This is a genomic window from Actinoallomurus sp. NPDC052274, assembly GCF_040679475.1.
Taxonomy (GTDB): Bacteria; Actinomycetota; Actinomycetes; order Streptosporangiales; family Streptosporangiaceae; genus Actinoallomurus; species Actinoallomurus liliacearum.
Map to the genome: position 1 here is coordinate 17,431 of NZ_JBFAUT010000024.1, position 16,446 is coordinate 33,876.

Consider the following 16,446-nt stretch of genomic DNA (forward strand, 5'->3'; position numbering starts at 1 on the left):
ACACGCGATGCACCCGGTCCGCGTCACCTGCTCAGGCGCCGCCACGGGCCTCTTCGACGACGGCCACTTCCACGCACTGGCCGCCCTGCTGGTCGGACCGCGTGCTCGTACGCCACTGGGCAGATGAAAGACCTGTCATGCTCACACACTCTCCATGATGGTGCGGATGAGCTTTTCCGACTCTGTGGCCGGGAGCGCCGCAGAGCGGATCAGATCGAATCGTACTTTAAGTGCATTGACGAGCCGAGGCTGGTCGATCAGGTCCCCACCGCCTATAGGGGTCTCGGCGTAGGCTACGTCCTTCCTTCCGTCGCAGCTCAGGAGCGTGAACGAGCCATTGAGATAAATCTGCGCGTCCTCCGGAAGGATCTGAATGGTGATGTTGGGTTCCTTCATTGCGTCGAGAAGGCGTTGGAGTTGGGCGCGCATCACCTCGGGGCCGCCGATCTTGCGGCGGATGGCGTACTCGGACAGCAGGATGACCAACGTCCCGGCGGAGGATCTCCTGGCGCTCCATGCGGGTGGCGACGAGCTGGTCGACCTTGTCAGGGTGGTTGCCTGCGGTGAGGCATTGCCCGCGCATAGGCCTCGTCCTGAAGCAGCCCGGTGATGACCGTTGGCTCGAAGATGTGCATTGAGGAGGCGGTGCCCTCGGCTTCGAGGAAGGGGCGGAACCAGCCGAGGGCGAGTTCGCGGGCGGCGAGGGGCTGTAGCTCGGCGAAGTAGCCGTCGAGGGCGAACAGCCGGTCGAAGTCCTCGGACATCGCCGTCGTCGCGGAGCGCTTGGCGGTTTCGATCTTCGAGATGAGGTCGCCGGTGCAGCCGACGCGGTCGGCCAGGGCGTCCTGGGTCCAGCCGTTCGCGTCACGGTACTTCCGGAGCTTGTAGGCGAAGAGCGCCGCCACCGATGTCGTCGGGTCCATCTCGCGCCGATATCCCATGTCGCCCTCCGGGCTGAAGCTGTCGGGGGTTGTCGAGCTCCTTCCATTGCCGAGAGTAGTCACGAGACAACAGAGTGAGATGCGAATCGAGAATCCTCCTCAGGACGGGCAGGGCCATGACCGCCGACTCGTACTCGCTCAAGTTGGGACCGCATCCGGGTGCCGCCAAGGTGGCCAGGCTGGCGGTCGAGCGGCGGCTGCGGGACTGGGCGCTGCCGGAGTTGCTGGACGACGTGTATCTGGTCACCACCGAGCTGGTGTCCAACGCCGCGCGGCTCGGTGCCGTGTTCGAGCTGACGATCAGCCGTCCGGGTGACCGGGCGGTACTGGTCGAGGTGCGGGACTCCGACGACGGCGAACCCGCGATCCGGGCCGCCGGTCTGGACGAGGAGGACGGCCGCGGGCTGTTCATCGTCCAGGCGTACGCGATCGAGTGGGGCTGGCGGCCGGAGGACGACGGCAAGACGGTCTGGGCGCGGTGCGGCGGGTGACCGAGGCTCCGCGCGATCGGGTCCTCCCCCGAAGCCGGTCGCGCGGCAGGGGCACGGCGGGCACGGAGGTGAGGGGCCGGTGCTCGCCGTGCCGCATCTCCCGCTGGGACGCGCGCCCGGTCAGCCGGCAGCAACCGCTGTGCGAGGTCTGAGGTCCCTCGGACGAGGACAAGAGCGGCTTCTGTCCTTGTGGGGGCCGGAGATGAAAAGCCCCGGCGGGAGTGGTTCAGAACCACCCCGCCGGGTCAGTTGATCACAGCTCCTCAGGCGGAGCTGTCAGGCAGGTGCGTTGCTCACTGCTCCGACTGCTTCGGCGCCGGTCCCAGGGGCCAGCTCGGCCCGATGGGCTGCGGCGGCTCTTCCGGCGTGGTGCTCAGCGGCTCGAACGGGATTCGACCGTGGCGCATGAGGTTGTCCTTTCCGTTGGGCGACCATCGCATTGGGCGATCATCGGTCGCTTCTTAGAGAACTACCGTCCACGATCAGCGGTCTTGTGCAACTCCCCTTTTCAACTACCTCACGGCGGGGGAAGCCGCCACAGCCGCCCGACCGGCGGCGGTGGCCGATATGGCGTCAGGCGCATCTCATACGGATCTTGATGTCGCCGTCGCCGTGGCGGTACTGCTCCTGGAAGCCGAGGCGGCGGTAGAGGGCGTACGCCCGGGGGTTGACGGTCAGGACGTCCAGGGTGACGTGGCGGCCCTGGGCGTGGGCGCGGTCGATGAGCGCGCGGATGAGGGTTCCGCCGATGCCCTGGCCCTGGTGGTCGGGGTGGAGCTCGATCCGGCCGAGGTAGAGCTCCTCCGGCCGGTCCTCGACGATGAACAGGCCCGCGTCGGTCCCGTCGACCGTGATGATCTGCCAGTGGCCGGGGCCGAAGGCGCGTTCGTCGTATTCGCGCTGGTCCGCGTCGTTCCAGCCCCAGATCGCGGCGACGTAGTCGCCCATGGCCAGCCTGTGCAGTTCGAAGCAGAAGTCCGCGTCGGCCGGTGTCGCCGGCCGCAGCCCGATGGCTTCCATGCCGCGAGCGTTCCAGATCGAACGAGCCTGATGCGAGCTCCGCCGGCACACGAGAAGAGGGCCCCAGCGCGTCGGCTGGGGCCCTCCATGGTCGTGGCGGTTCAGGCTACCGCCGTCGCCGCGGCTGCTCGGGCTGCTTGCCCTCGCTCTCGGTGTTGACCTGGGGCTCCTTGTCGCTCTCGCCCGCAGCGTCGGGCTCCGGACCGTGCGTGACTTGCGCCACCACGTTCACCAGGAGCTTCTTCATCCTGCGTCGTTCCAACGGACCCATGTTGTCTCCCTTGACGGGTTCCCACTCATGCTGTGGGACTTCTCAGGCAGAGACCGTCCAGCGGGCGGCGGATCGGACCACTTCGGATCGCCGAGTCAGGCGGCGGCGAAACCACCGAGGCTCCGCGCGATCGGGTCTTCCCCCGAAAACCGGTCGGGTGGCAGGGGCCACGGCGGGCACGGAGGTGAGGGGCCAGTGCTCGCCGTGGCCCGTACGGCACCGGTGACGAGTCGATTGCCCTGGCCGCGCCGACCTCCGCCCCACCGACGACCGAGTGGCCGGTGCGAGAGCGGCTTCGGGCCTTTTGGGGCCAGAAAGGAGAAGATCCCGGCGGGAGTGGTTCAGAACCACCCCGCCGGGATCAGTCGATCAGGGGTCTCACGGAGCCCTCAGGCAGTGTCGTCGTTCACTGCCTGACGACTTCGGCGCCGGTGGCCCCTAGGTGGCCGTGGCGGTCGGGTTTCCGCCGTCACCGCTCGTCGAGCTGCTCGCCCTGGCCCGCGCCGCCTCCCCGACCCGCACTCTCGGGCGACTCGCCCGAGACGTCGCGGGACGCGCCGTTGGCGTCCAGGTCCCACTCGTGTTGAGCAGGATGTCCTGCGGAGACCGTCCGCGGGACGGCGGATTCGGCCACGTCGGATCGGCCAAGTCGGTGAACGTGCTGGAGATCACGTCGACAAAGATGATCTTGATGACCAGCGACCGTTCCGGCTGTGCCATCATAAAGATGATCTTGAACGCGGCCCCTGCGGGGCTGCGGAACCTCGATAGCGCTGGCAGCGCTTCGTTGACCGCCCGACGGTTGAACCGGCCGCCCCCAGGAACGTGGCCGGGGAATCGCCGAGCCGGGCCGGAAAGGGCCGGTGACCCGCCACTGGGTCGCCGGCCCTTCGCCGTCTCAGGACAGGTGGGGCATGACCTCCGCGGCCAGGCGTTCCATCTGCTCGGCCTCGTCGAAGAGCGTGGTGAACAGGATCATCTCGGCGCCCGCGTCCGCGACCTCGCGCAGCCGGGTCACGCACTCGTCGGGCGGGCCGAAGACCGCGACGGGGGTCAGGTCGTCCCCGCCGGAGCGGCCGTACACCCGGTTCAGCGCGTCGGTCACGCGCCGGCGGGCCCGCGCGGCGTCGTCGTCGACCGCGATGTACACGCGCTTGGCGATCCGGAAGTCCCGGGGGTCGCGGCCGGCCTCGTCGAGCGCCTCCCGTACGACCCGCATCTGATCGGCGAACTGCGCGGTCGTCTGCGACCCCGCGCCGAAGAAACCGTCGCCGTACCGGACCGCGCGGCGGAGCGCGTTGGGGTGGTTGCCGCCGAACCACAGCGGCGGGTACGGCTTCTGGAAGGGCTTCGGCTCCACCGCCTGGCCGTCGAGCTGCCAGAACCGGCCGGGGAACGTGATCTCGGACTCGGTCCAGCACGCCTTCATCAGCCGGATGCCCTCGGTGAAGCGGGCGACGAAGGCGTCCGTGTCGATTCCGAAGGCCGCGAACGCCCTGCCCCGCCCGCCCGTGCCGACGCCCACCTCCAGCCGGCCCCGGCTGAGCTGGTCGAGCGTGCTGATGCTCTTGGCCAGGTGCAGCGGATTGTGCAGGGTGCTGACGAACACCGCGCAGCCCAGCCGCAGTCGTTCGGTGCAGGCCGCGGCGTACGTCATCGTCTCGATCGGGCCCAGGTTGGGCATCGAGCCGAGGACCTGCTCCTGGGTCCAGCCACTGTGGAAGCCCAGCTCCTCGGCCCGTACGACGTAGGCGCGGAACGCGGCCGGGTCGAACTCCCCGTCGGCGGAGAACTGCGGGATGGAGATCGCGAAGCGCACCCTCCGACCCTACTCCGGCCGGTCAGCCCGGCGCGGGTGCGACGGTCTCGGTCGCCTCGAGGTAGCGCAGGAGCGCGTCCCGGTTGCGGGTGAGGGCGTCGATGCGGGACTGCATGCCGTCCAGGGACTGCCGGAGGATGCCGCGCAGCTCCGGGCAGCCGGTGAGCCGGGGCGTCCTGCCCTCGGCGCACGGCAGCAGCTCCCGGATGACGTCCGTCGACAACCCGGCGTCGAGGAGCCCGCGGATCTGGGCGACGATCATGGGGGCGTCCTCGGCGTACTCCCGGTAGCCGTTCGGCAGCCGCTCCGGGACGAGCAGTCCCTGCTCCTCGTAGTACCGCAGCAACCTCGCGCTGACCGAGGTCCGCCGCGACAGCTCACCGATGCGCATGTGACCTACTCCACGATGGTTCGGCTGGACCTTCACATCAATGTGAAACCCTAACGTCGGCGCCATGCGGTACACACACCTCGGCCGTACCGGCCTGCAGGTCTCCCGGCTCGTGCTCGGCACCATGAACTTCGGTCCCGACACACCGGAGGAGACCGCCCACGCCATCATGGATCGCGCCCTCGACCTGGGGATCAACTTCTTCGACACCGCGAACATCTACGGCTGGCGGCTCGGCGAGGGCTGGACCGAGCAGATCATCGGGCGCTGGCTGGAGAAGAGCGGCCGGCGGGACGACATCGTGCTCGCCACCAAGGTGTACGAGCCGATGGGCGAGGGACCGAACACGAGTGGCCTGTCCGCCCGGCACATCCGCCGGCAGGTCGAGGACTCCCTGCGCCGGCTGCGGACCGACCACCTCGACCTCTACCAGGCCCACCACGTCGACCGGAACACGCCCTGGGAGGAGTTCTGGCAGGCCATGGACGTCCTGGTCGCGCAGGGCAAGGTGCTGTACGTGGGCTCCTCGAACTTCGCCGGCTGGCACATCGCCCAGGCCGGTGAGGCGGCGCGGCGCCGGAACTCCCTCGGCCTGGTCAGCGAGCAGTCGCTGTACAACCTCGCCGAGCGCACCGCCGAGCTCGAGGTGCTCCCGGCCGCCCGCGACTACGGGCTCGGCTTCATCCCCTGGTCGCCGCTGCACGGGGGCATCCTCGGCGGCATCCTGCGGAAGGACCGGCCCGGCCGGGAGAGCGGTTCGGACCTCACCGCGAAGCGCCTGGCGGCCGTCCGGCCCCAGGTGGCGGCGTACGAGGAGTTCTGCGACGAGCTGGGCCGGCACCCGGCGGACGTGGCCCTCGCCTGGCTGCTGCACCAGGAGGGGGTGACCGGACCGATCATCGGCCCTCGTACGCTCGACCATCTCGAGCGCGCGGTCGGCGCCCTCGACGTCCGTCTCGGCCCGAGCGAGCTGGACCGCCTCGACGAGATCTTCCCCGGTCCGGGCCCCGCGCCGGAGGCCTATGCCTGGTGATCGGCCGCCGGGTCGCCCGGGCTCTCGGCGGGAAAGAGGATCGGGCTGAGCAGGTGGCGGGTGCGGTCCGGCGCGGGTTCGTTGGCCATCCGGGAGACGATGACGTCGCGCAGCTCGCCGATCATCTCGGCGCGTTCGCGCGGGCTGAGCCAGATCGCGTGCTGCCGGTAGCCGACCAGGTCGCGGGCCGGGTCCGGGTCGCGGTCCAGGTAGGCGTTGAACTCGGCCAGCAGGGTGGCCATGGCCGTGGCGAAGGCGCGGCGGTGGTCCTCCGCCGAGGCGGAAGCGGCCGTCTCCGCGTCGATCACGGCGCGGGCCCGGCGCAGGCGGTACGTCCGTTCGACGGCGCCGCGCACCCGCTGCTCGCCGTCGACCTCCAGGAGCCCTCCCTCGGCCAGCAGGCCGACGTGCCGGTACAGGGTCGCCTTCGAGACGTCCGGCATGAGCTCGGACAGTCGCGCGGTCGTGAGCGTCCGCCCGCCCGACATCGCGTGCACGATGCGGAGCCGCACCGGATGCAGGAGCAGATCGACCGGGTCCATGGCCTAACGATCTCACAGGTGATACCTTTCTCAAAGTTGAGAATAATCCTGAGAGGCGTCCCGCATGCGATCCACGACACCGGAGCACCGGACCGGACCCCCGCTGGGGCGGCTGTACGAGGTGGGGGGCCGGCGGCTGATGCTGCACCGGTCCGGCGCCGGGGAGCCCGCCGTGGTCCTCCTGCCCGGGGCCGGCCTCGTCGGCCTGGACTACGTGAACCTGCACGACCGCGTCGCCCGGCTGACGACCGGCGTGCTCTACGACCGGGCCGGCACCGGCTGGAGCGACCCGGTCGAGCTGCCCCGTACGGCCGGCGAGGTCACCGACGAGCTGCGCGACCTGCTGGCCGCCGCCGAAGTTCCGGGCCCGTACGTGCTGGTCGGGCACTCCCTGGGCGGGGCCTACGCGCGCCACTACGCGCAGCGTTTCCCCGGCGAGGTCGCCGGGCTGCTCCTGCTGGACCCCACCCACGAGGACTTCCTGCGACGCGCACCCCGGCAGGTGCCCGAGATGCTGGAGCGGATGAAGAGTCAGGACCTGCCGGAGCCGACCGAGGAACAGCTCCAGCGCTCCCGCGACGCGCTCGCCGGGCACTTCGCGAAGTGGCCCGACGCCGTTCGCGGGCCGCTCATCGAGCATCACCTCACCGCGTGGCGTACGGCCTGGAACGAGGACAAGAACCTCTACACCGAGGTCGCCGACGAGCTCCGGAACGCCCCGGACCTGCCCGACGTGCCGCTGATCGTGCTGACCGCCCTGGGGCACGACGCGACCCAGGCCCACCTGTGGCCGGCGGACCTGCTGCGCGAGATCAACGACATGAAGCGCACGATCCACGCGGAACTGGCCGCGTCGGTCCCCCACGGCGAACAGCGGGTCCTCGACGACGTCGGGCACGGCTGGATGCACGAGGAGCGCCCCGACGCCGTCCTCGGCGCCCTCACCGACCTCCTCCGCGCCGTCCGCGAAGGGTGATCATGTTCCTCCCCCGATCGTTCTCGGAAGGACCTAGGGACCGGCGGGCCGGTGCGGCATCGCACGATCGGCACCGCCGGCCCCTCACTTTCGTCAGGTCCCGCCGGCCGGTTCAGGGGCGGGCGCCGAGGCGATTCACCCAGCCCATCGCCTCGTACGTCATGGTCAGGCTAGGAGCCTTGCGGTCCCCGGACTCCTGGGCGAGGAGCCGCCCCGACTGGGGGTCGATGATCAGACGGATCTCGAAGCCCTTCCCCGGCCGGGCGTCGTTCCTCCCCAGGGCCAGGACCGCGCCCTTGCGGCCCATCGGGTCGGTGGCCGTGCCGAGGTAACGGATGCCCGGCTGCTCGGCGAGCAGCCGGTACAGCGCGGCCTTCGCGCCCGGCGTCAGCGGGCCGGCCAGCAGGTCCTGCGCCTCGCCGAAGACGTACTGGGCGAAGCTGTCGCCCATGGGCTCACCGTCGTGCTGGTTGGACAACTGGTTCTCGTGCTGGAACCAGGTCCGCATCGTCTTTCGGAGACCGGCCGGGTCGGTGGGCAGCTTGGTCAGGGCCTCGATCGTCTTGTCCCGCTGGGTGATGTTCGGCTTCAGGCCGGAGAAGTCGTAGTTGTTCACGTGCGGCTTGCCCGACGGGTCGACGCCGAACCAGTCCTTCTCCTTGGGAGTCAGCTTCTTCCACGCGGCCTCGTCGGCCGGTGACGGGAAGGTGATCCTGGGGTCGATGCCGGTGATCGTGCGATCGCGCCTGTCACGGCCGTACCAACTGTCCTGCGTCTTGCTCACGTGCGCCGTGAAGGGCGGGACCCGCAGGCTCTTCTCGCCGAGCTGCCTGGCGATCCTCTTCTGCGCCGCCTTGCGGAAATCGGAAGTGCTGAAGATCGAGGTCTCGCGTTCGCGGGTGTACCAGTAGGCGCCAGTGGTGGCCGGTGCCTTGGCGGCGCTGTCGGCGCTGGTCAGGAGGACGGCGCGGGCGTCCAGCGCCCGTACGGGCCCGGACGCGGCCGGCCGGGCGCCGGGGGAGCCCCCGGAGCCGTCGGTGGCGACGATGACGAACGCCGCGCTCGCGGCGACCGCCCCGGCGGCCAGGCCGGCCACCAGCAGGCGCGGCGTCCGGCGCCGCGCGGTCGGCACGGAGACGGCGCGGCCGGAGTCGTCGCCGTCCCATGCCTTGGCGAGATCCCGCTCGCGGCGGCGGGAGTGCGCCTCGGCGGCCATGGTCTCCAGGCCGACGGGCTTGAGCGTACGGAACAGGTGGTCGGGGTCGCGGTTCATCTTGGCTCCAGGGTTCATCGGGCGGCCTTGTCGGCGGCGCGGGACACGGGGTGGCGGGCATCGGGCGCGGGCGCGTTGTCGATCGCCCTGGCGAGGCGACGCCGCGCGCGGTGCAGGCGGACGAAGAACGCCGCAGTCGAGCAGCCGACGACCTTGGCGGCCTCCCGTGGGGCCAGGCCGTGCCACATGACGAGCGAGAGGACCTCCAGGTCGCTCTCGGACATCCCGCCGATGGCCGCCAGCGCGCTGTCACGCTCCACGACGTGGTCGGCGACGTCCCACGCCACCAGGTCCTCGTCGGTGGTCATCGCGGTGACCCGGTCGACCAGCGCACGCCGCCGGGAGCCGCTGTCCCACTGCTTGCGCAGGAGGTTGCGGGCGACGCCCAGCAACCAGGGCAGCGCCGGCTCGCGGATGTCGTCCAGGCGGCGCCACGCGATGACGAACGTCTCGCTGACGATGTCCTCCGCCACGTCCGGCTCGGCCCGCGTGACCACGTAGCCGAGCACGCGCCGGTAGTTCTCGTCGTACAGCTCGGTGAAGCGTCTTCGGGAATCCTCGGAGTCGCCCAACGGAGTCCCTGCCCTTCGGTGAGTCGGTGACCTTTCACCAGTACTTCCGACGGCCCCCGCCGCCTTTACCGATCACTTCGAAGAAGATCACCGGTAGGGCCGCCGGTTACCTCGGACGTAATCGACCCCGTTCCCGCCAGCCGGGAGGATTCATGACGTCGGACCACGTGAGACAGACCAAGGAGCGACCCCATGTTCTTCGAGACCGCTGACGGAACCCGCCTCGCCTACGAGGACTACGGCCAGGGTCCGGCGATCGTCTTCGTCGCCAGCTGCATGCTCAGCACCGACATGTGGGAGTACCAGATCCCCTTCTTCGTCGAGCGGGGCTACCGGTGCGTGGCGTTGGACCGGCGGGGCCACGGGCGCTCGGACCGGCCCTCCGGCGGATACGACCTGGACACCACCGCCGACGACCTGGCCGCGCTGATCGAGCACCTCGACCTGCGGGACGTCACCCTCGTCGGCCACTCCATGGGCGGCGGCGAGATCGCCCGCTACCTCGCCCGGCACGGCGAGGAGCGCGTCGCCCGCGCCGTGTTCATCTCCGCGATGCTGCCGTTCCTGAAGCAGACCGAGGACAACCCGGCCGGCATCCCGGAGGCCCTCTTCGCGGCCACCCAGGCCAAGATCCGCGCCGACCGGCCCAAGTGGCTCTCCGACCAGGCCCAGGTCTTCTTCGCCACCCACCTCGGCCCGGCGGTCTCCCCCGCCCTCATCGACTGGATGATCCGGGAGTGCGAGGCCACCTCGCCGTGGGCGGTGCTGAGGTTCCAGCACGCGCTGTTCCACACCGACCACCGCGCCGGGCTGCGCGAGATCACCATCCCCACGCTCGTCGTCCACGGCGCGGCGGACTTCTCGGCGCCGGTGGACGTGACCGGCCGCCGCACCGCCGAGATCATCCCGGGCACCGTGTACAAGGAGTACCCGACCGCCGGGCACGGCATCTTCGCCAGCCACCAGGACGAGCTCAACGCCGACCTGCTCGAGTTCATCAAGGGCTGAGGTGTCGTCGAGTCGTGGGCGGCTCGCCGGTCAGCGGAAGTCGGCGGCGTGGTCGGCCGCCCACCGGGCGAAGGTACGGCCCCGACGGCCGGTGACCTCCTCGACCACGGGCGAGACCCAGGCGTTGCCGTCCAGGTGCCGGCCCATCTCCAGGAACCACTCGATGACCTGCTCGGGGTACCGGTCCTTCCAGTACTCCCGTGCCTCGTCGGGGGTGAGCTCGACGAACCGGACCTCGCGGCCGATGGCCTCGCCGATCAGCCGTACGGCGTCGCGGCGCCGTACGGGCTCCGGACCGGTCGGCACGTAGGTCCGCCCCGTGTGGCCGTCCTCCAGGAGGGCCGCCAGGGCGACGGCGGCGATGTCGGCCTCGTGGACCATCGCGCTGGTCCAGTCGCCGAACGGGGCGCGCACGGCGCTCTCCGTCCTGATCGAGGCGATCCACTCGCGGGTGTTGGCCATGAACTCGCCGGGGAAGATGTGCGTCCACTCGAGACCGGAGTTCTCGATGGCCTTGTGCAGGACGCGGTGGGGCGCCTCGACGGGATCGTCGTCGTCGCGGCTCGGATCGTTGTGGCCGAGGTGCACGATCCGCCGTACGCCGGCCTCCTTCGCGAGTTCGAGGATCCGGGGGCCGGTGGTCAGCGACTCGCCGATCGCCACCAGGTGCATCCGCTCGACACCGCGAAGGGCGGGGACCAGGCTCTCCGGCCGGCCGAAGTCCCCGGCGACCACCTCCACCTCCGGCGGCAGGGCGGCGGCCGCCCGCGAGGCGGGGTCGCGGGTCACGGCCCGAACCTCCTGACCGGCGGCCACGAGTTGCCGGACGAGGCTGCTCCCGACCGTGCCGGTCGCTCCGGTGACCAGTATCGGCATGACGTCTCCCCACTGCGCGATCGATCAAGGGCGTTCATCCTCACCAGCGCTTCCGGGGACGGCAAACGCGAACAGCGTGTTCACATTCCTCGCTGACCTGCGGGAATGAAGTCGCGATCCAGAATTCGCGAGAAAAGAATGATTTTGGGTGGTCACCGGACCACGGGGCGTAGTCGCCGCCTCGGGACCGGTGCGACGTCCCCGCGGCGTCCCGGGCGCAGGGCCGCGTGCCACTGGCCGGGACCCGGACCGTGCCAGGCGGCCAGCGTGTCGGCGACCAGGCCGGTCGCGGCGGCGTAGACCCCCTTGTGCAGCAGGTCGACGGCGAGTTCACGGCGCGGCCAGGTCCAGGGCGGAGCGCCGACGCCCGTCGCGTTCTCCAGGATCTGGTCGTTGGTCAGGCGGACCACCCCGAACATCGCCGAGGCCCAGGGGCCGCGCAGCCCGGCCGTGGCCATCACCCCGCGCAGCCCGCCCATGAGCATGCCCTGTCCGAGATGCATGGCGAGGTTGCGCGACCTCGGCTGCCGCCGGGGGCGCTCCGACAGGCCCGTCAGGCGTTCCAGGGTCCGCGCCGGGACGTTCGAGTCCGGGCGATGGGTCCATCGTTGTTCGAGCTTCTCACTGGCCGTCATCGCCAGCGCGCCGACGAGTCCGGCGACCATTCCTTCGATCGTTGCTCGTGTCCACATGTCGCGCCCCTACCCGTGGCGGGACGCTCCGTCACTCTCCGTGAGGGACGGGCGTGTTCAGTCCCAGGTCCGTGGCGGCGGCGCGGAGCGCGGCGACGGCGGCGCGGATGGCCGGGCGGCGGGCCGCCTCGGCGCGCCAGATCCCGTACACGTGCCGTGTCAGCGCGGGGCGCACGGCGACGATGCGGACGCCGGGCGGCACGTCGCAGCGGCCCAGACGAGGCAGGATGGCGCTGCCCAGTCCGGCCGCCACGAGGGCGAGCTGCGTGGCGTACTCGTCGGCGGTGTGGCTGACGCGCGGCTCCAGGCCGGCCGTCCGGAGCGTGTGCTCCAGCCAGTCACGGCAGATCGCGCCGGCCGACTGGGCGATCCACGCCTCCCCGCGCAGGTCGGCCAGGTCGATGACCTCGCGATCGGCGAGCGGGTGGCCGGCGGGCAGGGCGGCGTCCGCGACGTCGTCGAGCAGCGGCGCCTTGACCAGGCCGTCCGGGATGGCGAGCGGCACGTTGAACCAGTCCTGGACGATGCCCAGGTCGATCTCCCCGCGGGCGGCGAGGGGCAGGCTGGCGTGCGGTTCCAGTTCGCGCAGCGTCACCGTCAGGAGGGGGTGCTCCTTGGCGAGCCGGCCCAGCGCGCCGGGCATCAGGCCGCGCGCCGCCGTGGGGAACGCCGTGATGGCGAGCTCGCCGACGACGGCGCCGCGCTGGGCCTCCAGGTCGGACTCCGCCGCCTCGACCATGGCGAGGATGCGCTCGGCGTGCGCGGCGAGGAGCGCGGCGGCGTCGGTGAGGCGGACCCCTCGGCCGTTGCGCTCCAGGAGCTTCTGGCCGGTCTCCCGCTCCAGCTTGGCGACCTGCTGGGAGACGGCCGAGGTCGTGACGTGGAGGACCTCCGCCGCGGCGCTGACGGAACCGTACGTGGCCACGGCGTTGAGGGCGCGGAGCCGCTCCAGGTCGAGCATGTAGACATGCTACACGGAGAGCTTAAGGAACATTCGCTTGTCCTAAAGAATGGTGGCCGCGACGATCGGAGTCATGAGACCTCGCGACATCGCGATCGCGGTGCTGATCGCCGCGATCTGGGGATTCAACTTCGTCATCATCCACGTGGGGCTCGGCGCCCTGCCGCCGCTGCTGTTCGCGGCCCTGCGGTTCGTGGCGGCGGCGTTCCCCGCGGTCCTGTTCGTCCGGCGGCCCGCGATCCCGTGGCGACGGATGACGCTCATCGGGCTGCCGCTCGGAGTCGGGCAGTTCGGCCTGCTGTTCATCGCCATGCACCTGGGCATGCCGGCCGGGTTGTCGTCGCTCGTGCTGCAGACGCAGGCGCTGTTCACCGCCGCCTTCGCCGTGCCGATGCTCGGTGAGCGCATGCGCCGGGCGCAGGTGGCGGGCATGCTCGTGGCCTTCACCGGGATCGCGGTGATCGCCGGGTCGCTGGGCCAGGGCGGACCCGTGCTGGCGTTCGCGCTGTGCCTCGTCGCGGCGGGCATGTGGGGGCTGGCCAACATCGGCATGCGGAAGGCGCAGCCGTCGGACATGTTCGGGTTCATGGTCTGGGTCAGCCTGATCCCGCCGCTGCCGCTGCTCGCGCTCTCGCTGATCTTCGAGGGGCCGCGCGCGGACCTGCACGCGCTGGCGCACATCTCCGCCGGCGGCCTGGGCGCGCTCGCCTACATCGCGTACCTGTCGACCCTCGTCGGGTTCGGCCTGTGGGGGTGGCTGCTGCGCCGGTACGACGCCGGTCAGGTGGCGATCTACTCGCTGCTGGTGCCGCTGTTCGGGGTGTCCTCGGCCGCGCTCCTGCTCGGCGAGCGCGTCACCGTCCCCGACGTGGTCGCCGGGGTCCTCATCGTCGGCGGCGTCGCCCTCGGCAGCCTTCGCCGCCGTACGTCCGCCGTCCTCCCCGGGGCCGACGCCCCGGCCGCCGCGCTCGCCGAGAGGTGACTCCATGCTCCACGGGATCCACGTTCCGCTCGTCACACCGTTCGGACCGGACGGCACCCTCGACGTCCCCTCCCTCGAAGTCCTGGCCCACCACGTCCTGACCGAGGGCGCGGCGGGACTCGTCGTGCTCGCCACCACCGGCGAGGCCGCGCTGCTCACCGCCGACGAACGGCGTACGGTCGTCGCGACGTGCCGGAAGATCAGCGAGGCGTACGGCGCGCCGCTCACCGTCGGCGTGGGCACGATCGGCACCGAGGAGTCCGTCCGCCAGGCGATCGACCGCGCCACCGACGCGGACCTGCTCCTCGCGGTCGTGCCGTACTACCTCCGGCCCACCGACGAGGGAGTCCTCGACCACTTCGCGGCGATCGGCGCGGCGGCCGGGATACCGCTGATCGTCTACAACATCCCGTACCGCACGGGGAAGACGCTGCGCGTCGAGACGCTCCTCGAACTGCTCGCCACCGAGCACGTCGCCGGGATCAAGCACTGCCCGGGGGCGATCGACGCGGACACCCTGACCCTGCTCGCCGAGGGCCGGGGCGTGCTCGGCGGCGACGACGCGTTCCTGTACCCGATGCTGCACCTCGGCGCGGCGGGCGGCATCACGGCCTCGGCGAACGTCGCCCCGGCGGCGTTCGCCGCGCTGGCCGACGCCGTACGGGACGGGGACGCCGCGCGCGCCCGCGATCTCCACGACGCCCTGCTGCCCCTGGTGAACGCCCTGTTCGCCGAGCCCTCCCCCACCGTCATCAAGGCGGTGCTCGCCGAGCGCGGCCTGATCGCCGACGCCACCGTACGATCGCCGCTGCGGCCGCCGGCCGCCGCCGCACTGACCAGGGCGCTCGAACGGCTGCCAGGATAAGGAACATGAGGATCGGATTCGGCGCCCCGGTGTCGGGGGCATGGGCCACCCCACGGAACGTCGGTCACTTCGCGGAACGCGCGGAAGACCTCGGATACGACTCGCTGTGGACGTTCCACCGCCTGCTCACCCCGGCCGACAGGGAGGCGCTGGCCCCGGTGTACCGCAGCGTGCTCGACCCGCTCGTCACCCTGGCCTACGCCGCCGCCCGCACCTCCCGGATCCGCCTCGGCGTCTCCCTGATCAACTTCCCGTTCGTCACGCCCGTGTACCTCGCCAAGGAGGTCGCCTCCCTGGACGTGCTGTCCAACGGGCGGGTCGACCTCGGCCTGGGCGCCGGCTGGCAGCACGAGGAGTTCGTCGCCAGCGGCACCTCGGAGGAGCGACGCGGCGCGCGCGCCGAGGAGTTCGTCGCGGCGCTGCGCACGCTGTGGGAGGACGAGGTCAGCCAGTTCGACGGTGAGTTCTACACGATCCCGCCGAGCCGCCAGGCCCCCAAGCCCGTGCAGAAGCCGCACCCGCCGGTGCTGCTCGGCGGCGTGGCCGAGGCCGCGCTGAAGCGCGCGGGCCGGATCGCGGAAGGCTGGCTCAGCCGCAGCGCCACCGACCTGTCCCGCATCCACGAGCAGATCGCCACCGTCCGGCAGGCGGCCGAGGAGGCGGGCAAGGACCCCGACGCGGTCCGCGTCGTCGTCCGCGGCGTCGTACGGGCGGGCGAGGAGGCCACCTACGACGCCGGCAAGCGCCTGCGCCTGTCCGGCTCCTACGACCAGATCCGCGACGACACCGCCTGGCTCGCCGAGCAGGGCGTCACCGAACTCTTCTACGACCTCAACTGGGACCCCCTCGTCGGCAGCCCCGACGCCGAACCCAAGGCCGCCACCGCCCGCGCCGAAGAGATCATCGAAGCCCTCTCCCCCGACGCCTGACCGGCCCGGTCGGTGGATACTCGATGCCGCCCGGCTGGTAGTGGGTAGACTCGGTCGCGTAGACCACCCGGCTCCTCGTGGGCCGGGTCTTCTTTTTCTGGTGGGCTGTTCGGCGCCGCAGCGAACCGCGCGAAGGGCCGAGACGCTCCTCGATCCTTGCGCACAGTAGCTCGACGATTCGTATTAGCCGAAGTTATATTCGTCTTATGCGAACAGATGCGCCGCCGTTGCTGCCGATCTTCCGGTCGGCCAATCAGGCGGACGTACTCGCCATGCTCTTCCTTCATCCGGAGAGCGACTACACCCTCGCCGACCTGGCCCGGAAGCTCGGCGTCCGCCCGTCGACGCTGCACCGCGACATACATCGACTGATTGAAGCCGACCTGATCCGGGCTCGGCCGGTCGGCCGCTCGCAACTACTGCATGCCAACACGGCGAACCGCCTCAGCGGACCACTGACCCAGCTACTCGTGATGACCGTAGGCCCCCAGGTAGTGATCGCCGATGAGTTCGCCCCGCTCGACGGAGCGGACGCCGTCGTCATTTACGGATCCTGGGCCGCTCGGTATCACGGCGAGCCAGGACCTCCGCCGAACGACGTCGACGTCCTCGTCCTCGGTCGGCCGGCCAGGGGCGACGTCTATGACGCCGCCGACCGGGCTCAGCAACGCATCGGCTTTCCGGTCAATCCGGTCATCCGTCCAGGAGAACGTTGGGTGGATCCAGCGGATCCATTGATTCAGCAGGTCAAGACCTCCCCCCTTGTGGTTGCATTCGGTGAAATACCGATCGACCGAGGGTGAG

General features: G+C 70.8%; 22 protein-coding genes. 8 read left to right on the forward strand and 14 right to left on the reverse strand.

Annotated features, from left to right (window positions below; translation table 11 throughout):
• Positions 1–31: 31 nt before the first annotated feature.
• From AB0K82_RS21275 to AB0K82_RS21285, 3 genes are read right to left on the reverse strand one after another with little or no spacing between them, the layout of a single operon-like run.
• Positions 32–139, reverse strand: coding sequence for a DUF397 domain-containing protein (locus AB0K82_RS21275; protein WP_364399250.1), 108 nt, complete (start codon positions 137–139; stop codon positions 32–34).
• Between the two features lie 2 nt (positions 140–141).
• A complete protein-coding gene (locus AB0K82_RS21280; protein WP_364399432.1) occupies positions 142–549 on the reverse strand; it encodes a DUF5753 domain-containing protein in 408 nt (135 codons plus the stop codon).
• Positions 546–923, reverse strand: coding sequence for a Scr1 family TA system antitoxin-like transcriptional regulator (locus AB0K82_RS21285; protein ID WP_364399252.1), 378 nt, complete (start codon positions 921–923; stop codon positions 546–548). The genes AB0K82_RS21280 and AB0K82_RS21285 overlap by 4 nt, the downstream gene beginning before the upstream one ends.
• A gap of 134 nt (positions 924–1,057) precedes the next feature.
• Here AB0K82_RS21285 and AB0K82_RS21290 point away from each other — a divergent pair, with 134 nt between their 5' ends.
• Entirely contained in the window at positions 1,058–1,432 is a 375-nt protein-coding gene (locus AB0K82_RS21290) for an ATP-binding protein (RefSeq protein ID WP_364399254.1), read from the forward strand.
• A gap of 573 nt (positions 1,433–2,005) precedes the next feature.
• Here the strand turns inward: AB0K82_RS21290 and AB0K82_RS21295 are convergent.
• The 5 genes from AB0K82_RS21295 to AB0K82_RS21315 form a co-directional block, all read right to left on the reverse strand.
• Positions 2,006–2,452: a GNAT family N-acetyltransferase gene (locus AB0K82_RS21295; protein WP_364399255.1), complete on the reverse strand. Its 447-nt coding sequence runs from the start codon at positions 2,450–2,452 to the stop codon at positions 2,006–2,008.
• 106 nt (positions 2,453–2,558) lie between these two features.
• Positions 2,559–2,714 (reverse strand): hypothetical protein, encoded by a 156-nt coding sequence (locus tag AB0K82_RS21300; RefSeq protein ID WP_364399257.1) that lies wholly within the window; start codon positions 2,712–2,714, stop codon positions 2,559–2,561.
• 478 nt (positions 2,715–3,192) lie between these two features.
• Positions 3,193–3,357, reverse strand: coding sequence for a hypothetical protein (locus tag AB0K82_RS21305; protein ID WP_364399259.1), 165 nt, complete (start codon positions 3,355–3,357; stop codon positions 3,193–3,195).
• A gap of 264 nt (positions 3,358–3,621) precedes the next feature.
• Positions 3,622–4,542 carry an LLM class flavin-dependent oxidoreductase gene (locus tag AB0K82_RS21310; RefSeq protein WP_364399260.1) on the reverse strand — a complete coding sequence of 307 codons (921 nt, stop codon included), beginning with the start codon at positions 4,540–4,542 and terminating at the stop codon, positions 3,622–3,624.
• A gap of 22 nt (positions 4,543–4,564) precedes the next feature.
• The gene (locus AB0K82_RS21315; protein ID WP_364399262.1) at positions 4,565–4,933 is read right to left on the reverse strand and encodes a MerR family transcriptional regulator; all 369 of its coding nucleotides are present in this window, start codon (positions 4,931–4,933) and stop codon (positions 4,565–4,567) included.
• A 64-nt stretch (positions 4,934–4,997) separates the two neighbouring features.
• On the opposite strand from AB0K82_RS21315, the gene AB0K82_RS21320 reads away from it, so the two are divergent.
• Positions 4,998–5,966, forward strand: coding sequence for an aldo/keto reductase (locus tag AB0K82_RS21320; protein WP_364399264.1), 969 nt, complete (start codon positions 4,998–5,000; stop codon positions 5,964–5,966).
• Here the strand turns inward: AB0K82_RS21320 and AB0K82_RS21325 are convergent.
• On the reverse strand, positions 5,954–6,508 hold the full coding sequence (locus tag AB0K82_RS21325; RefSeq protein WP_364399265.1) for a helix-turn-helix domain-containing protein: 555 nt from the start codon (positions 6,506–6,508) through the stop codon (positions 5,954–5,956). The genes AB0K82_RS21320 and AB0K82_RS21325 overlap by 13 nt on opposite strands.
• 64 nt (positions 6,509–6,572) lie before the next feature.
• Here AB0K82_RS21325 and AB0K82_RS21330 point away from each other — a divergent pair, with 64 nt between their 5' ends.
• The gene (locus tag AB0K82_RS21330) at positions 6,573–7,484 is read left to right on the forward strand and encodes an alpha/beta hydrolase (protein WP_364399267.1); all 912 of its coding nucleotides are present in this window, start codon (positions 6,573–6,575) and stop codon (positions 7,482–7,484) included.
• A 112-nt stretch (positions 7,485–7,596) separates the two neighbouring features.
• Here the strand turns inward: AB0K82_RS21330 and AB0K82_RS21335 are convergent, their stop codons facing one another.
• Entirely contained in the window at positions 7,597–8,757 is a 1,161-nt protein-coding gene (locus AB0K82_RS21335) for a CU044_5270 family protein (protein WP_364399269.1), read from the reverse strand.
• A gap of 14 nt (positions 8,758–8,771) precedes the next feature.
• On the reverse strand, positions 8,772–9,329 hold the full coding sequence (locus tag AB0K82_RS21340; protein ID WP_364399271.1) for an RNA polymerase sigma factor: 558 nt from the start codon (positions 9,327–9,329) through the stop codon (positions 8,772–8,774).
• Positions 9,330–9,521: 192 nt separating this feature from the next.
• Here AB0K82_RS21340 and AB0K82_RS21345 point away from each other — a divergent pair, with 192 nt between their 5' ends.
• Entirely contained in the window at positions 9,522–10,337 is an 816-nt protein-coding gene (locus AB0K82_RS21345) for an alpha/beta hydrolase (RefSeq protein WP_364399273.1), read from the forward strand.
• A gap of 30 nt (positions 10,338–10,367) precedes the next feature.
• Here the strand turns inward: AB0K82_RS21345 and AB0K82_RS21350 are convergent, their stop codons facing one another.
• The 3 genes from AB0K82_RS21350 to AB0K82_RS21360 form a co-directional block, all read right to left on the reverse strand.
• On the reverse strand, positions 10,368–11,213 hold the full coding sequence (locus tag AB0K82_RS21350; RefSeq protein WP_364399275.1) for an NmrA family NAD(P)-binding protein: 846 nt from the start codon (positions 11,211–11,213) through the stop codon (positions 10,368–10,370).
• 152 nt (positions 11,214–11,365) lie between these two features.
• Positions 11,366–11,905 (reverse strand): hypothetical protein, encoded by a 540-nt coding sequence (locus AB0K82_RS21355; RefSeq protein WP_364399276.1) that lies wholly within the window; start codon positions 11,903–11,905, stop codon positions 11,366–11,368.
• A gap of 31 nt (positions 11,906–11,936) precedes the next feature.
• Positions 11,937–12,866 (reverse strand): LysR family transcriptional regulator, encoded by a 930-nt coding sequence (locus AB0K82_RS21360; RefSeq protein WP_364399277.1) that lies wholly within the window; start codon positions 12,864–12,866, stop codon positions 11,937–11,939.
• Between the two features lie 73 nt (positions 12,867–12,939).
• Here AB0K82_RS21360 and AB0K82_RS21365 point away from each other — a divergent pair, with 73 nt between their 5' ends.
• The 4 genes from AB0K82_RS21365 (at position 12,940) to AB0K82_RS21380 (ending at position 16,445) form a co-directional block, all read left to right on the forward strand.
• Positions 12,940–13,848, forward strand: a complete 909-nt coding sequence (locus AB0K82_RS21365; RefSeq protein WP_364399279.1) for an EamA family transporter — start codon at positions 12,940–12,942, stop codon at positions 13,846–13,848.
• A 4-nt stretch (positions 13,849–13,852) separates the two neighbouring features.
• Entirely contained in the window at positions 13,853–14,713 is an 861-nt protein-coding gene (locus AB0K82_RS21370; RefSeq protein ID WP_364399281.1) for a dihydrodipicolinate synthase family protein, read from the forward strand.
• A gap of 5 nt (positions 14,714–14,718) precedes the next feature.
• The gene (locus tag AB0K82_RS21375; protein WP_364399282.1) at positions 14,719–15,642 is read left to right on the forward strand and encodes a TIGR03619 family F420-dependent LLM class oxidoreductase; all 924 of its coding nucleotides are present in this window, start codon (positions 14,719–14,721) and stop codon (positions 15,640–15,642) included.
• Positions 15,643–15,848: 206 nt separating this feature from the next.
• Complete coding sequence (locus AB0K82_RS21380) at positions 15,849–16,445, forward strand: winged helix-turn-helix domain-containing protein (protein WP_364399284.1); 597 nt, start codon at positions 15,849–15,851, stop codon at positions 16,443–16,445.
• Position 16,446 lies beyond the last annotated feature (1 nt).

What these genes read in the sequence shown, in the direction of transcription:
- AB0K82_RS21350 (WP_364399275.1), bottom strand. Translation starts at nt 11,213, where the DNA reads ATGCCGATACTGGTCACCGGAGCGACCGGCACGGTCGGGAGCAGCCTC.
- AB0K82_RS21375 (WP_364399282.1), top strand. Translation starts at nt 14,719, where the DNA reads ATGAGGATCGGATTCGGCGCCCCGGTGTCGGGGGCATGGGCCACCCCA.
- AB0K82_RS21290 (WP_364399254.1), top strand. Translation starts at nt 1,058, where the DNA reads ATGACCGCCGACTCGTACTCGCTCAAGTTGGGACCGCATCCGGGTGCC.
- AB0K82_RS21285 (WP_364399252.1), bottom strand. Translation starts at nt 923, where the DNA reads ATGGACCCGACGACATCGGTGGCGGCGCTCTTCGCCTACAAGCTCCGG.
- AB0K82_RS21275 (WP_364399250.1), bottom strand. Translation starts at nt 139, where the DNA reads ATGACAGGTCTTTCATCTGCCCAGTGGCGTACGAGCACGCGGTCCGAC.
- AB0K82_RS21355 (WP_364399276.1), bottom strand. Translation starts at nt 11,905, where the DNA reads ATGTGGACACGAGCAACGATCGAAGGAATGGTCGCCGGACTCGTCGGC.
- AB0K82_RS21365 (WP_364399279.1), top strand. Translation starts at nt 12,940, where the DNA reads ATGAGACCTCGCGACATCGCGATCGCGGTGCTGATCGCCGCGATCTGG.
- AB0K82_RS21320 (WP_364399264.1), top strand. Translation starts at nt 4,998, where the DNA reads ATGCGGTACACACACCTCGGCCGTACCGGCCTGCAGGTCTCCCGGCTC.
- AB0K82_RS21315 (WP_364399262.1), bottom strand. Translation starts at nt 4,933, where the DNA reads ATGCGCATCGGTGAGCTGTCGCGGCGGACCTCGGTCAGCGCGAGGTTG.
- AB0K82_RS21370 (WP_364399281.1), top strand. Translation starts at nt 13,853, where the DNA reads ATGCTCCACGGGATCCACGTTCCGCTCGTCACACCGTTCGGACCGGAC.
- AB0K82_RS21295 (WP_364399255.1), bottom strand. Translation starts at nt 2,452, where the DNA reads ATGGAAGCCATCGGGCTGCGGCCGGCGACACCGGCCGACGCGGACTTC.
- AB0K82_RS21335 (WP_364399269.1), bottom strand. Translation starts at nt 8,757, where the DNA reads ATGAACCGCGACCCCGACCACCTGTTCCGTACGCTCAAGCCCGTCGGC.
- AB0K82_RS21345 (WP_364399273.1), top strand. Translation starts at nt 9,522, where the DNA reads ATGTTCTTCGAGACCGCTGACGGAACCCGCCTCGCCTACGAGGACTAC.
- AB0K82_RS21380 (WP_364399284.1), top strand. Translation starts at nt 15,849, where the DNA reads ATGCGAACAGATGCGCCGCCGTTGCTGCCGATCTTCCGGTCGGCCAAT.
- AB0K82_RS21360 (WP_364399277.1), bottom strand. Translation starts at nt 12,866, where the DNA reads ATGCTCGACCTGGAGCGGCTCCGCGCCCTCAACGCCGTGGCCACGTAC.
- AB0K82_RS21330 (WP_364399267.1), top strand. Translation starts at nt 6,573, where the DNA reads ATGCGATCCACGACACCGGAGCACCGGACCGGACCCCCGCTGGGGCGG.
- AB0K82_RS21325 (WP_364399265.1), bottom strand. Translation starts at nt 6,508, where the DNA reads ATGGACCCGGTCGATCTGCTCCTGCATCCGGTGCGGCTCCGCATCGTG.